Here is a 15663-nt window from a genome sequence, read left to right on the forward strand (position 1 = left end):
TATTTATTTTATAATCAGCAATAATTGAGTATTTCTCATCTCTCGTTCTTCTTCACTAACTAAGTCATACTTCTTTAGAAGATGAAAGACATCATTTAATATTTCCTGTGAATGATTCCCTTGCAAAAATCCCTTTACCTCTTTAAAAATCACTTCCGGTAAAAAACCTTTTTGACTTTCAAGCTTATTCATTACATCTTCCATAGAATGATCAATATTACAAGCCATACTAAACTTCCCCCTCTATCCTTTATAAATAATATCCTCCGCTAACAATGTAAACACTTCTCCTACAAGAGAGTCTTCATCATATACAGATGAACCGTTGTTTTCTTCTCGTTTTGCAAAAGGTATTTGCGCGATCACTTCTGTTTGCAATTGTTCTGCAAGCATTTCGCCGCCACCTTTTCCGAAGAGATAGTTTTTTGATCCATCTTGTTCTTCATAATAAGCCATATTTTCTACAATCCCTAAAATTTCGTGTTTCGTATGTTTTGCCATAACACCTACTCTAGATGCTACGAATGAAGCTACATTGTGTGGTGTTGTAACGATAATCTCTTGCGCCTGCGGGATCATTGCTGCAACATCAATAGCGACATCTCCTGTACCAGGTGGTAAATCAAGAAGTAAATAATCTAATTCTCCCCAGTGCGTATTCGCAAGGAAATTTTGAATCCATTTATTTAACATCGGCCCGCGCCACATAACCGGGTTATTTCCTTCCGTAAAAAATCCCATCGACATAATTTTAACACCGTGACTAACGACTGGAATTGCTGTTTGATCAATCATCGTCGGTTTTTGATTCGTTTCCATCATAGCTGGAATACTAAAACCATATATATCCGCGTCTAATATCCCCACTTTTTTGCCCATACGAGCTAAAGCAGTTGCAAGGTTAATTGTCACTGTTGATTTTCCAACTCCACCTTTACCACTCGTTACAGTAATAAACCGTACCCCTGAATCAAGACGAAGCATACTCGGCATACCAGTTTCTGTTCTAGTATTTTCCTTTAACTTCTCTGTTAGCGCGGCTCGTTCTTCTTGTGTCATAGAACCAAATGTCAAATCTACCTTAGATGCACCAATTGCCTGAAGAGACTCTTCCACATCTTGTTGAATTTTTGCCTTTAATGGACAACCTTGAATCGTTAACACTACTTCAAGTTTAACCTCTGTTCCATTCATTTGTATATTTCTAACCATATTTAATTCTACAATACTTTTGTGTAACTCCGGATCCTCTACATGTTTTAATGCGTTCATTATTTGTTCTTGCGTAATCATAGCACTCATCCCTTCTCGTACTCGAATTTATATACAACATTTTCTTGGTGAAAAAGCTTTTTATCCCCCGCTAACAGGCGGGATTAATGCGACTATATCTCCAGCTTTTATCATCTCTTCATTCGTTACAAACTCTTCATTAACAGCCACCATCACTTTATTAAGCGATTGTAAACAATAACTTGCTTTCAGCCATTCTTTTAATTGCTGAACTGTCATTTCTTGTTTTTCTAAAATTACGAATCGATCCGATCCGACTTCCTCACGCAAATTTGCGAACAATAAAATTGTAATCATCTTCTCATTCTTCCTTCTTCGGTTTTCCTTCTGGATATGCCGTATTTTCAAGTTGATCTCCAATCCACATCGTTCCATCTTCCCAAAATTCTTTTTTCCAAATTGGGACGATTCGTTTTATACGTTCAATCGCGTATTCATTCGCTTCATACGCTACTTTACGATGCGGTGATGAAACTGCAATGACTACCGCAATATCCATGATTTCTAGCCGCCCTACACGGTGCGTAATTGCTACTTTTGCGTCTGGCCACTTTTCATTTATTTCTTCACCAATTCTCATAAGTTGTTTCACTGCCATCGGTTTATATGCTTCGTACTCTAAATGTAGCGTTCGTTTTCCTTTTGTTAGTTCTCTCACCGTACCAATAAATGTTGTAATTGCACCTGCTTCTCTTCTTGCGACTTTATTCGTTACTTCTTCAACTGAAATCGGTATATCTACAATTTCAAATAGTGCTTGTCCCATTAGAAACACCTCTCACTTTATCCCGCTTTAATGGGCAGTAAGACCCCCACTGATTAAAGTTTCACTTTATAAAATGTCCCAGGCCATTCACTACCTTCATTATCTTCCAGTAAGAGAATATCTACGAACATATCTTTTTTATACCCTCTCGTACCACCTGGAAGTACAATAAATATATTTGTCTCTGCTAGGGAAGAAACTGAGCTAGATTTATCAAACCCTGACGGATAAGCAATTAGTTGCCCTTCGTTATATGTCAGTTTTGCTCGCACAAATCTTGTAAATGGATTTGGTTTTAGAAAATCTTCTCCTAATAACGCTTTTTCTCTCTTCATATGTGCTTTTTCACTAAACATATACGTCCGAATACAAGGTCTTACAAACAATTCAAATCCTACGTAACAAGCAGATGGATTTCCTGATAAACCAAATAATAACTTGCCATTTAATTGCGCTACAGTCGTAACACTTCCTGGCCGCATTGCAACTTTATTGAAAAGAACCGATGCACCTAACTTTTCGTAAATAGCTGGTAAATAATCGTAATCCCCTACTGATACACCGCCTGTTGTAATGAGCATATCCACTTGGGTTAACGCTTCTTTTACAGCTGTGAAACATGTATGAAAATCATCGCTAAACTTCCCAAAATATTTTACTCTTCCGCCCGCTCTTCGAATTTGAGACAATATCATATACGTATTACTATTTCGGATTTTCCCTGGCTGTAGTGAATCATTTACATCTAGTAATTCACTACCAGTCGCTAACAATCCAATTACAGGCTTTCTTGCCACTGGTACCTCACTATATCCGAACGTAGCAAGAAGAGCCGAAATACCTGGATGAATGTATGATCCTTTTTTTGTAAGAACCGTTCCTTTACGAGCATCTTCACCTTGAAAAGAAATATTGTCACCCGTTTTGAATGATCGCTTCACTTCCATATAATTGTTGCCAGCTTCCTCATATTGACGAGTCAGTTCTAACATAACAACTGCATCACACCCATTCGGAATTTGTGCTCCCGTCATAATTCGAACTGCTTGAAACGGCCCTACTTTCTCGTGGAATATTGATCCCGCACCAATTTCACCAATTACTTCAAACACAATTGGCGTTTCATAACTTGCTACATTCGTATCTTCTGCTCTAATAGCAAATCCGTCATACGGTGAACGATTGAATGAAGGTACGTCATGGTCAGCTACTAAATCCTCTGCTAATATACGCCCGTAAGCTAATTCAATAGGTAGTAGCTCCTTTAATCCCTCATTAGCAAACCCCATTACTTTACGAACAGCTTCTTCAACCGTAATTGGCACTCTTCTTTCCATTATTGACAACCCTTTCTATTAACCGAATACGCGATAATATAATTGTTTCGCTTTCGAAATATCATTTGTACCATGAATGAAAACACGACCATCCCGAAAAATAACGACGCGGTAATCATCTAGGTGGCAAGATAGTAAATACGGATTCCGCTCTACTTTCCCTAGTTTATTTAATACTTTTTCTATATCATCAAAATCGTACTTTCTATTTTCTACTGGCCTAATTTGCACTGTATTTCTTCCGCATAAAGCAGCTACCTTCGTTTGGTTTTCGTATGATAAATAAGGATAAGTTCGATTTAAGCCGCACGAAGGGCAATCGTCTGTTTTGATTTTCCCTAGTTTTATAAAATGGTTTTGATTACTCCATATATCAAACATGAAAAACGTTTTTCTAATTGCTGCAAAATCTCCTACTAAAATTTTGAATGCTTCCGCCACTTGATATGCTGCGACAATTTGAACAGTCGGGCTAATAATTCCAGCGGTATCACATGTGACACCTGTAACAGGAACGTTCTTCAGCACACAATGTAAACATGGTGTCTCTTGCGGAATAACCGTATAACTCATACCGTACGAGCCAACGCAAGAACCATATACCCACGGAATCTTATGTTTTTGTGATAAATCACTTATTACAAATCGAATATCAAAATTATCTGTTGCATCAATGATTACATCTACATTTTTTAATAGGTCTTCCATGTTTTCTGCACTTGCATCCATTACGAAAGCATCTATGTGTACTTCCGAATTAATTTGCTCTAACCGATTTTTAGCAGCAATTGCTTTCGGTATTTTCTCTCTCGCATCTTCTTCAGAGTACAATTGTTGCCTTTGTAAATTACTCCATTCAACGTAGTCACGATCAATAATCGTCAACTTGCCAATGCCTGCACGTACGAAACTTTCAGCACTTGCACTTCCTAATGCGCCTGCTCCTACAATTAACACATGTTTATTTCGAATTTTTTCTTGTCCTTTACTCCCGATCGGTTTGAACAACTGTTGTCGTGAATACCGCTCAGCCATTACATACCCTTCCTCTCACAAACTCTATTTCATATTAGAATGTTGTTTTTGATAACAAGCAAAGTAAGCAAATCCAACAAATCCAGCTCCCCCAATTACATTTCCGATAAAAACAGGAACAAAATTTCTAGCAAGATCCATCCACGTCAGATGACCTGCAAAAATAACTGCCGAGATGACAAACATATTTGCTACCACTTGCTGAAATCCAATCACGACAAATGCCATAATTGGAATCCAAATTCCGATTATTTTTCCGACAAAATCACTCGTCCCATAAGCGAGCCAAAGCGCAAGACAAACGAGCCAATTACAACCAATTGCTAAAATTAAAGTTCTCCCAAACGTTTCATGTAACTTTCCTTCTGCAATTGCTACCGTTTTATTTAAATAATCTCCTTCTGTTAATCCGCCAAGATGACCGAAACAATACGCAACAAAAATAGCTCCCACGAAATTCATGAAAGTAATCCAAACCCAATTATTTAGTACACTTACCAATGTAATTTTCTTTGCATAAAGTGCCATAGAAAGTGACATCATATTTCCGGTAATTAATTCTCCTCCTGCTAATACGACGAGCATTAATCCAACAGGGAAAACCGCTCCTCCTAAAACATTGACTAAACTACCCCAACGCTCTGGTAAATTACCTAAAACGCGAATGTTAAGCAAAAAACCTAACGAAATAAACGCTCCTCCTAAAAAACCGAGAATAAGCATTGCTGGCAACGTCTGACTTACTTTTTGAACACCGGCCTCAATTACAAGCTCAGCAATTTGTTCCGGTTTATGAAATGCCATTACTAATTCCTCCATTTTCTCCAAATAAAAAAGCAGCTTCAAAAAACCTCCTCAAAATAAAGGTTTTTGAATGCTGCTTAATTTCTCTGCACATCTTTTACAGAGATATCAATCATCACTTTTACTATAAAATAGAAAACCTACAACCGTTGCACATTTTCCATTTTTTATATACTTCCTCAAAGCGTCACTCTTATATCAACCACCAATATGTGACATTTCAATTTTAGGCGCTCTTTTGTTACTTGTATGACTTAATCGTTCATCTGAATAACAATCTTCTCGGTTGTTCCATATATCACGCACGATATATGTTATTTCATCGTCAGTGTATTCAGATCGAAGTAATTCTCTCAAATCATTTCCTTTAGAAGCGAACAAACAAGTATATAATTTTCCTTCTGCAGAAATACGTGCTCTCGTACATGAGGAACAGAAGGAATCTGTTACGGATGAAATAATACCTATCTCTTCATCACTTCCAATATAACGATAACGAGTCGCAACTTCACCTGCATAATTCGCTTCTATCCGTTCTAACGGCATAACTTGATGAATCGCATTTACTATTTCTTGTTTCGAGACGACCTCTTTTAATTCCCAACCGTTATAATTCCCAACGTCCATATACTCAATAAAACGAAGAATATGCTTATTTTCCTTAAAGTATTGTGCCATCTGCAAAATGTCCTGTTCGTTTTTTCCCTTTTGAACGACCATGTTTATTTTTATTTTCATACCAACTTCAGCTGCAGCCTGTATTCCTTCTAGAACCCTTTGCACTTTGCTTCTATTACCATTCAAATAGAAAAAACGATCTTCTTCTAGGGAATCTAAACTAACTGTCACACGTGATAAACCCGCCTTATATAAATCAGGAGCAAACTTTTTAAGTAACGATCCATTGGTTGTTAAACCGATATCCTCCACACCATCTATTTTATTAAGGCGCTCAATAAGCTGCGGAAGACCTCTTCGAAGTAACGGTTCTCCGCCCGTAATTCGTAACTTTCTTACACCTAAAGAAACAAAAATACGTGTTATCCTTTCAATCTCATCAAAAGATAAAATTTTATCATTAGACAAAAACGAATAATCAGGACCAAATATTTCTTCTGGCATACAATAACGACAGCGAAAATTACAGCGATCAGTAACAGAAATACGTAAATCCTTTAAAGGACGTTGTAGTTTGTCTAATGTGACAGATTTCATATTTATTGCCTCGCTTTTACTTATTTTATATTTAAAACACGCTCTGGATGTGTATATACATTTAAGGATTGATTCCGAATAAATCCTATCGTAGTAATACCTAATTCTTCTGCTAGCTGCAAAGCCAACTCAGTTGGAGCTGATTTTGAGAGTATAATTTCACAACCAATTTTTGCAACTTTCAATAATATTTCCGAAGAAATACGACCACTAAAAACAATGATTTTATCACTTATAGAAATATTATTTTTTAAGCAATAACCGTAAATTTTATCTAATGCATTATGTCTACCAATATCCATTCGGCTTAAAATAATAGCATTCACATCACACAAAGACGCATTATGAACGCCACCTGTATGACGAAATGTCTCTGCAGATTGCTGCATTTCTTTCATTAATCGAAAACAGTCTTCTGCAGCAACCTGTACATGGACGCCATTCATTTTTTTTGCACTTAGTGCATCATTTGCAAAAACAAACCCTTGTCTACTCATACCACAGCATGAAGTAATATAACGTTTATTTTGCATTTGTTCGTAATACGGATTCACTTTTTTTGTTGTGACATGTACAAATCCTTCTTTCTCTTGTACCCATATGTCATCAATATCTTCATACTTCCGAATGATTCCTTCAGATGCTAAGAAGCCTATTACCATATCTTCTATATATTCTGGAGTACTAACCATTGTAACAAACTCCTGTCCATTCATTTTAATCGTGACTGGAAACTCTGTTACAATGCTGTCCTCTATATGTTTAAACGCCCCTTGTTCATAACGAAAGATTTCTCTTTCTACCTGTATCGGTTTCACGATCAGTATCCTTCTCTCACGTTATATTTTTATCAAAAACGAATACCGAAACTGCAATATCTTCTTCTACTTTCATATCTGAAAATAAATTCACTAATTTTGCTCCAACAAGTTCCTCCAAATGTTCACGGGAATTCGCAGCATACACTTCTTGAATCATTTTCGTTCTAGCCAAATGAACCATTTCCGCACCGTCCATCGTACTTGAAATGAATTTTTCAGTAGGTGTTAAGTTTCCGTAAAGTGTCGCAATCGCCATATTTTCAGCAAAAACAGTATGAATTCGTTCCGGTCCTTTTCCGAAAAGTTCCTTTCGAAGTTTTCGTATCATATCATTAAATTCATGTACTTTTTTTGACATACAATTATACCTCCAAAAAATCCTCATTTTACTTTATTATATATTTTACCAAAATGATCCTTCCGCCCAAACTATTTCGTACAAACATTTGGGCGAAAAGATTCACTTCATGAAGATTATTCGTCTTTTAACCCTTTACCCATACCTTTTAAGAAATGAAGCCCAAACCCGATAGCACGGTTAATGTCTGGGTCTTTCAATACTTTCATAAGATCAAATACTCCTACCTTTTTATTACTCTCTAGATGTTCATTACCTTCTTCTAACCCTACTAATAAACTACCTATAAGCTTTTTCGTAAGTTCCGGATCAAGTTCTGTTAAAGCACCTGCAGCACCCATCATATTATTAATTAAATTTGTAACAGGCTCACGAGTCACTTGGCCAAGAACGATTTTTGCGATTGGTTCTTTCGCTTTTAGCATAGAATTTGCGGCTTCTAGCATTCCGATGTCATTTAATTCACCGACAATATTAAACATTTGATTTAAAGCTTCTTCATTATTAGCTAGAAGCTCTTTTAAATCATCTAATTTTTGCTGTTTTATTTCTTCCTCAGTTAATTCTTGTTTTTGAATCATTTTTATAGGTGCAGCCATATTTTTCTCCTCCTACTTATCCGTTAAATGCACATACCCTGGACGTGCCCACTTACGATCTACCTCAATACCAGCTTGAGGGTGACGTTTTTTATTGCGTGGATTTGCTTTTGGCATCGGATTTTCGCCATCAACTTCTAGCACTTCCATACGCACTTTCGTCTGTTTATAAGCAGGTGTATTTGTACGCGTATCAACTGCAGGACCTGTTAAGAAATTAATTGCTGTTTCATTATCTGTAGAGTTCATCGGTAAATATAATTCATTCGCTTTTACACGATCTGTTACAAGTGCGCGTAATTTTAATGCTCCAAAAGGAGAAACAAGACGAACTAATGAACCTGTTTTCACTCCACGTTCTTTTGCAAGCGCTGGAGAAATTTCAATGAACACGCCAGGTACTTTCGTTTGAATACCTGTTGATTTATTTGTCATATTCCCTTCATGGAAATGCTCAAGCATACGACCGTTATTAATGTGAAGATCGAACTCCGCTGGGAATTCAGCTGGACGTACCCAATCAGCAATCGCAAAACGAGCTCTTTTATCTGGGAAGTTAAATCCATCTTGGAACAGAAGTGGTGTATTCGTTCCATCAAAACTTCCCCAATGGAAACTATTCCACCCTTTAAGCACTTCATAATTTGCTTGTGAGAATAGTGGTGATAAACTTGCCATTTCAGCAAAAATTTCACTTGGATGGCTATAATTCCAGTTTGCACCTAATTTATTCGCAATCTCCTGCACAATCCACCAGTCTGGCTTCGCATCTCCAAGCGTAGGAAGAACTTGATACAATCTTTGTACACGGCGCTCTGTATTTGTGAAAGTACCTTCTTTCTCAAGAGACGGTGCTGCTGGTAATACAACATCTGCATATTGAGCAGTTTTAGATAAGAAAACATCTTGCACAACGAAGAAATCAAGGCTTGATAACACTTCATGTACATGGTTCGCATTAGAGTCTACAAGAGCCATATCCTCTCCAACAAGATACATAGCTTTCATTTTCCCTTCATCAATTGCATGTAACATTTCAATATTATTAAGACCTGGTTCACTATTAATTTTTACTCCGTAAGCCATTTCAAATTTCGCACGTTCCATATCGTTAGTCACGTGCTGATATCCAGGAAGCCATCCTGGTAAAGTACCCATATCACAAGCACCTTGTACGTTATTATGACCTCGAAGTGGATATGCACCAGCACCTGGACGACGATAATTACCTGTTGCAAGAAGTAAGTTTGAAATCGCAGCGGAAGTATCAGATCCACCTGTATTTTGCGTTACTCCCATGCCCCAAAGGATACATGTACCATCTGCATCACGAATCATTTCAGCCATTTGCATAAGTGTTTCTTTTGAAATACCAGTCATTTCTTCTGCATATTGAAGTGTATATTCTGTAAGGCTCTCTTTGAAATCTTCAAAGAAATTTACATTCTCATCAATAAATTGCTGATCGTGCCAGCCTTGATCAATCATATATTTCGTAACAGCCATTAACCATACTTGATCTGTTCCTTGTTTTGGACTAATAAATACGTCTGAACGCTCTGCCATTTCTGTTTTACGAAGATCAGCTACAATTAATTTTTGTCCGTGTAATTTATGCGCTCGTTTAATACGTGTAGCTAAAACAGGATGACCTTCTGTCGGATTACAACCTACAATAATAACAAGACCGGATTTTGCGATATCTTTAATCGTTCCAGCATCTCCGCCCATACCAATTGTACGGAATAATCCGTCTGTCGCTGGCGATTGGCAATAACGTGAGCAGTTATCAATATTATTCGTTTCAAATACTTGTCGAGCTAGTTTTTGAATCACATAATTGTCTTCATTCGTAATTTTTGATGAAGAAATAAAACCGATAGCATCTTTACCGTATTCTTCTTTAATAGATCCTAATTTACTTGCAACTACATGTAGTGCTTCTTCCCATGTAGATTCAACAAACATTCCATTTTTACGAATTAAAGGTTTTGTAATTCTTTCTTTAGAATTCACGAAATCCCAACCGAATTTTCCTTTTACACAAGTAGAAATTGCGTTAACTGGCGCATCAGAAGAAGGCTGTACTTTAAGGATTTTACGCCCTTTCGTCCACACTTCAAATGAACAACCTACGCCACAAAATGTACAAACTGTTTTCGTTTTCTTCGTACGAGTATCACGCATGGCCGCTTCCACTTCTGATACCGCAAAAATGCCGCTATATCCTGGTTCAACTTCTTTAATTAAATCTACCATCGGTTCGAGAATATCTGGTTTTAATCCCGTCATAAATCCAGCTTCACCAAGCATCGTTTTCTCCATTAAAGCATTACAAGGACAAATGGTTACACATTGACCACAGCTCACGCATGAAGAATCATTAATATTTACTCCTTCATCCCAAATAACTCGTGGGCGTTCCGCTTCCCAATCTATTGATAATGTTTCATTTACTTGTAAGTTTTGACATACCTCAACACATTGACCGCATGCAATACATTGATTAGGATCGTAGCGATAAAACGGATGCGACATATCAACTTCACTTACATCTACTTTCGGTTCATAAGGATATTTTTGATGTTCAATCTCCATTAATTCTGCTGTATTATGCAGTTTACAGTTCCCATTGTTGTTATCACATACAGTACAGTATAATAAATGATTTTCTAGTAACCGATCCATCCCCTCTGTTTGTGCTTCTTTTGCACGAGTAGAATTACGTTCAATGTTCATACCTTCCGTCGCCACTGTCGAACAAGAGCGCATTAACTTTCCGTCAACTTCTACAATACAAGTGTCACATGTTTGAATAGGATCTACTTCTGGCACGTAACAAATTTGCGGATGTTCAATCCCGTTCTCATTAATAACACCCAATATCGTTGAACCAGGCTCCGCTGTATACTTTTTTCCGTCAATTGTAATATGAACCATGTTGTTATTCATGGTCTTTCCCCCTTTTTGAGAATAAAAAAACTCCACCACGAAAATATACGCACCACATTTCGGCACGTTATTATCATGGTGGAGTAGTTTATTAGCACATCTTGCTAAAATACCAATCCATTTATTCATAAATAAAACGATAGATTCATAACAGGTCATATCACGATTCCATCTTTAACACTATAATTATAGCGTTAAAGATAAAAATATACAATATAAAATTTAAACTACGCATATGTCCGCATAGAACTATCCATAATAACCCATATAAAGTGAAACTTTAATCAGTGGGGGTTTTCTTCATCCCCCACTGATTATTAGTTGAACCAATCGGACTTTTATGGGCAGTTGATCCCCCATCTAAATTCTTTGCTTTCGCTGTATTTTGAGATGGGGGTCTTACTGCCCATTAAAGTGGGATAATATATGACAAGGAGTAAGCGAACAAATGGGGTCTTTTAATAACTGGATACGTGGTGAAAAATCTTTTTCTGCACAAGAGCAAGCTGATCACCAATTAAAAAAATCTATTTCTTCTTCTCTTTCCCTTAATCTAAAGCACTTATCCAAACTGTTTAGCGGTATTCCAGAATTAATTACACGCACTTTTCCGTTAAAAAACGGAAAAGAAGCTGCACTTATATATATGGAAGGACTTGTCGATAAAACTGTTATTAACATCGATATTCTTCGCCCACTCCTATTTAAAGAGTGGAATGAGGACGATTTTTGGGAATCCTCCGTTACAATCGGGAATATAAAGAAAGTTCAGCAGTGGGCAGACATTGAACAGTCCCTTTTACATGGGAAAAGCATTTTATTCATTAATGGACAACTTACAGCTTTAGAACTAGATACGCAATCGGCACCAAAAAGGAGTATTGAAGAACCGACTACAGAAACTTCCATAAAAAGCTCACACGAAGGATTTAATGAGGTAGCGAGCGACAGTCTTGCACTTATTCGTCGCTATATTCCAAATCGCGAATTGAAAGTGAAGGAATTCACTGTTGGTGAACGAGCTACTTCAAAGGTTTTTTTGCTATACCTAGCAGACACTGCAAATGAAGATGTCGTACAAGAAATGGCATGCCGTATCGAATCCATTAAAGTGGATGCCATTCTTACTACCGGAGAATTAGAAGGATTTGTTGAAGATAATTCCTATACTCTCTTTCCCCAATTATCTATCACTGAACGCCCTGACACAACGGCCCATCATATTCTGGATGGACGAATTGCTGTTGTTGTAGATCGCTCACCAGGCGTATTAATTGGACCTATGACCTTTTCAGCTTTTTTTCAGACGATAGATGATTACAGCTTTAGGCCAATGATTCCATCTTTCATACGATTACTTCGTTTCACCGGATTATTTATTGCAATATTTGCACCAGCTCTTTATATTGCTATGATTTCCTTTCATTATGAAGTGATTCCACTTAAATTATTGTTAACAATTGGAGAATCTCGAGCTAAAATTCCTTTTCCTCCTATATTAGAAGCACTTTTGATGGAATTAGTACTTGAAATGCTCCGCGAAGCTGCGGTTCGGCTTCCTGGTCCCGTTGGACAAACGATCGGCGTCGTAGGAGGGATTGTCATTGGACAAGCCGCGGTTCAAGCAGGAATCGTAAGTAACGTTATGGTTATCGTCGTATCTATTACTGCAGTCGCTTCTTTCATCATTCCTAACATGGAAATGTCGGCAGGAATTCGGCTTCTTCGATTCCCAATGATGGTAATCGCTTCGTTATTTGGTGTCATTGGCATTATGGTCGGGATGGCAGTTATCATCATCCATATTCTTTCTATGGAATCACTTGGTGTACCATATGGTAGTCCTTTTTCTCCATCATTTGCTTCGGATTTAAAAGACATTCTCATACGTTTACCATGGAAAATAATGAGAAAACGACCACTCTCTCTTAACTTGAAACAAGAAAACCGACAACGAGATATGAAGGAAAGGAAGGAAAAGAAGTGACAAATCGCGCAAAGAGGGAGATCACTTTATTTCAATACATTCTAACAATTAGTGGTGTTCAAGTTGGATTTGGTGTACTCACACTTCCACGTGAAGTTGCACAAGGAGCGAATACCGATGGCTGGATGTCAATTATTATTGGATGGGCTATAACTACTTTAGTCAGCCTTTGTATTGTCCAAATTATGTCCAAACACCCTGGTTATACTTTGCTTGATGCATTAACACGTTACCTCGGAAACTGGTTAGGAAAAGGGATGATGCTCCTTTGGATTTTATACGCTGTACTTGCTGCTGTTTCTTTAATATTTTCCCTCTTATACATCATGCACATTTGGATTTTACCTAGATCTCCCATGTTTTTAATTATGATGTTATTATCTATTCCAATGCTTATGCTCGCATGTAAAGGTGTTCTTATTATTAGCCGCTATGCTGTGTTTACTGTCTTCTTTACACTCTGGATGCCATTACTATTATTTATCCCACTTAAAGACGGACATTGGGTTTATCTTCTGCCTCTCCTGAAAGAGGGGTGGATACCCGTTTTCAACACAGTAAAATCCACTATTATTGCGTTTCTCGGATTTGAGTTTGCATTTGTCCTTTATCCTTATCTCAGTAATAAATCATCTGCAAAAAAAGGAATTGTTCTTGCGAATTTAATTACGCTATTTGTTTATCTTCAAGTCACGTTCGTCTCTTTCGTTTATTTTAGCCCGGATGGTATAACCAAGTTTTTATGGCCCACTCTTTCTCTTGTTACTCCATTTCACTTTTCATTTCTGGAACGATTTGAAATTATCTTTTTGTCATTTTATCTCTTCATTATTTTTGATTCTTGCATTCCTTATATTTTCACTGCTTCAGATGGAATTAATCAATTACTTAACAAGAAAGGGAGTTCATTACCTGTTTGGTTTTTATTATTAGGGTGTGTTTTCATTTTATTCTTTTATATTCCATCCTCGTATCAAATAAGTGCATTGCGGGAATTTTGGGGAACCGCAAGTTATTTTATCGTTTTTCTATTCCCAGTCGTATTTCTCTTATACATGACACTTTATCAGCATTGGAAAAGGAGAAAACTTTAAATGAGACGCTTTATTTTCACTATACTTTGCTTTCTCATAACATTTCTAACAGGATGTGGTGGAGATCGGCTCGACTTAGAAAAACAATCGATTTCATTAATTTACGGTTTTGACGCAAAAGCAAAAGGAAAATTAATTGTGTACCACGTAAACCCTATTTTTAATGAGGATGTGGAGAAAAAATACGAAACTCATGAAGCAAAAGTACATACCCCTCGAGAAGCAAAAGCAACATTTAATAGTTCAAGTAGCGGTTTAGTATCTACAGAAAAATTACAGCTCATTTTATTTAGCACGAAGTTTTTAAAACAAGAAGGCGCTATGCCTTACCTTGATGTTTGGTATCGCGACCCTAAAAATACTGGAAATATGCGCATGGTTGCAGTTGACGGTCCAATTTCTTCTGTTATATATAATAATTTTAAAGATAAGCCTGCACTTCCTGAATATTTAACAGATTTAATTAATACGAACAAACTATACAATCGAACCGCGTTTACGACATTCCATGAATTTCATAGGCAAACTTTTAATAAAGGTATAACACCTGCTATCTCAGAAATAAAAAAAGGAAAAAAAGATATTATCGTTACTGGTTCCGCACTATTAACTTCTCGCGGAATTTATAAGATGTCTTTAAATCGATATGAAAGTGCCCTCCTTCTTCTATTACAAAAGAAGGCCAATACACCAGTTTCTCTTACAATGAAGATCCCTTCTACTCAAGTTGAAAGTAATAGTGATTTAAAAGATACAGACGGCAAAGATTTCGTAACAATAAATGTTCTTAGCATGAATCGTGACATTCACACAGGCTATAACGATAACCACTTCAAATTTAATATTGCAATGAATTTTAAAGTTTCCGTATCTGAACTTACATTCAACATGGATATAGACAAAGATAGAAAGAAATTAACTTCTCTTATTACAAAACAACTAAAAAAAGATTTTAACGATTTAATCCACAACATTCAAAAACAGCAACTTGATCCATTCGGATTTGGTGATTATGCAAGAGCGTTTCAATATAAAGAATGGAAAACTGTCGAAGATGATTGGCCACGTGCCTTTTCAAAAGCTAATGTGAAAGTAACTCCTACTATTAAAATTTTAGAAAACGGGATCATTAAATAGTAAAAACACGCTACTTACTCTTATACGTGTAAAGAGTAAGTAGCGTGTTATCATTTTTATTTTGAAACTTCTTATACAGTTACGCTTCTGTTTCTGGTTCTTCGTTTTCCGCTTGTTCCAATCTTTGCTGCTCCGCAAGTTCAGCTGAAATCATTCCATAATAAATTTCTGGATACAATCCAAATATTTGATATACACTTCCTAAAAACGGCATCGGAATCCCTCTTTTCTAAAGTTGTATTGCCACTTTTAAGGATTCCCTTTT

At 36.8% G+C, this 15663-nt stretch carries 16 protein-coding genes; 3 read left to right on the top strand and 13 right to left on the bottom strand.

Going from position 1 to position 15663, the window contains the following annotated elements:
- Positions 1-3: 3 nt before the first annotated feature.
- The 12 genes from MR113_RS15215 to fdhF all read right to left on the bottom strand — a co-directional run bounded on the left by MR113_RS15215 (position 4) and on the right by fdhF (position 11180).
- Positions 4-228 carry a group-specific protein gene (locus MR113_RS15215; protein ID WP_242255259.1) on the bottom strand — a complete coding sequence of 75 codons (225 nt, stop codon included), beginning with the start codon at positions 226-228 and terminating at the stop codon, positions 4-6.
- Between the two features lie 15 nt (positions 229-243).
- Positions 244-1293, bottom strand: a complete 1050-nt coding sequence (locus MR113_RS15220; RefSeq protein WP_242255261.1) for a P-loop NTPase — start codon at positions 1291-1293, stop codon at positions 244-246.
- A gap of 60 nt (positions 1294-1353) precedes the next feature.
- A complete protein-coding gene (gene moaD / locus MR113_RS15225; protein ID WP_242255263.1) occupies positions 1354-1590 on the bottom strand; it encodes a molybdopterin converting factor subunit 1 in 237 nt (78 codons plus the stop codon).
- Between the two features lie 4 nt (positions 1591-1594).
- Positions 1595-2059 (bottom strand): molybdopterin synthase catalytic subunit MoaE, encoded by a 465-nt coding sequence (gene moaE / locus MR113_RS15230; protein WP_242255266.1) that lies wholly within the window; start codon positions 2057-2059, stop codon positions 1595-1597.
- Positions 2060-2112: 53 nt separating this feature from the next.
- Complete coding sequence (gene moeA, locus MR113_RS15235) at positions 2113-3396, bottom strand: molybdopterin molybdotransferase MoeA (protein ID WP_242255268.1); 1284 nt, start codon at positions 3394-3396, stop codon at positions 2113-2115.
- Between the two features lie 18 nt (positions 3397-3414).
- On the bottom strand, positions 3415-4431 hold the full coding sequence (locus tag MR113_RS15240) for a molybdopterin-synthase adenylyltransferase MoeB (RefSeq protein WP_242255270.1): 1017 nt from the start codon (positions 4429-4431) through the stop codon (positions 3415-3417).
- A 24-nt stretch (positions 4432-4455) separates the two neighbouring features.
- Positions 4456-5235, bottom strand: coding sequence for a formate channel (locus tag MR113_RS15245; RefSeq protein ID WP_002107908.1), 780 nt, complete (start codon positions 5233-5235; stop codon positions 4456-4458).
- 198 nt (positions 5236-5433) lie between these two features.
- On the bottom strand, positions 5434-6450 hold the full coding sequence (gene moaA / locus MR113_RS15250) for a GTP 3',8-cyclase MoaA (protein WP_242255271.1): 1017 nt from the start codon (positions 6448-6450) through the stop codon (positions 5434-5436).
- A 20-nt stretch (positions 6451-6470) separates the two neighbouring features.
- Positions 6471-7268 (bottom strand): formate dehydrogenase accessory sulfurtransferase FdhD, encoded by a 798-nt coding sequence (fdhD, locus tag MR113_RS15255; RefSeq protein ID WP_061678489.1) that lies wholly within the window; start codon positions 7266-7268, stop codon positions 6471-6473.
- Positions 7269-7284: 16 nt separating this feature from the next.
- Positions 7285-7629, bottom strand: a complete 345-nt coding sequence (locus MR113_RS15260; protein WP_000039580.1) for a Na-translocating system protein MpsC family protein — start codon at positions 7627-7629, stop codon at positions 7285-7287.
- A gap of 116 nt (positions 7630-7745) precedes the next feature.
- A complete protein-coding gene (locus tag MR113_RS15265; RefSeq protein ID WP_000729894.1) occupies positions 7746-8228 on the bottom strand; it encodes a helical membrane plugin domain-containing protein in 483 nt (160 codons plus the stop codon).
- A 12-nt stretch (positions 8229-8240) separates the two neighbouring features.
- The gene (gene fdhF, locus MR113_RS15270; protein ID WP_242255273.1) at positions 8241-11180 is read right to left on the bottom strand and encodes a formate dehydrogenase subunit alpha; all 2940 of its coding nucleotides are present in this window, start codon (positions 11178-11180) and stop codon (positions 8241-8243) included.
- 448 nt (positions 11181-11628) lie between these two features.
- On the opposite strand from fdhF, the gene MR113_RS15275 reads away from it, so the two are divergent.
- The 3 genes from MR113_RS15275 to MR113_RS15285 are packed head-to-tail and all read left to right on the top strand — an operon-like array spanning position 11629 to position 15398.
- A complete protein-coding gene (locus MR113_RS15275) occupies positions 11629-13167 on the top strand; it encodes a spore germination protein (protein ID WP_242255275.1) in 1539 nt (512 codons plus the stop codon).
- Positions 13164-14261: an endospore germination permease gene (locus tag MR113_RS15280; RefSeq protein WP_242255277.1), complete on the top strand. Its 1098-nt coding sequence runs from the start codon at positions 13164-13166 to the stop codon at positions 14259-14261. The genes MR113_RS15275 and MR113_RS15280 overlap by 4 nt, the downstream gene beginning before the upstream one ends.
- Positions 14262-15398, top strand: coding sequence for a Ger(x)C family spore germination protein (locus MR113_RS15285; RefSeq protein WP_242255281.1), 1137 nt, complete (start codon positions 14262-14264; stop codon positions 15396-15398).
- A gap of 79 nt (positions 15399-15477) precedes the next feature.
- Here the strand turns inward: MR113_RS15285 and MR113_RS15290 are convergent, their stop codons facing one another.
- Positions 15478-15612: a hypothetical protein gene (locus MR113_RS15290; protein ID WP_001116178.1), complete on the bottom strand. Its 135-nt coding sequence runs from the start codon at positions 15610-15612 to the stop codon at positions 15478-15480.
- Positions 15613-15663: the final 51 nt, after the last annotated feature.

The sequence above is a fragment of the Bacillus cereus group sp. BfR-BA-01379 genome (genome assembly GCF_022663605.1).
In the GTDB taxonomy this organism is placed as follows: Bacteria; Bacillota; Bacilli; order Bacillales; family Bacillaceae_G; genus Bacillus_A; species Bacillus_A mobilis.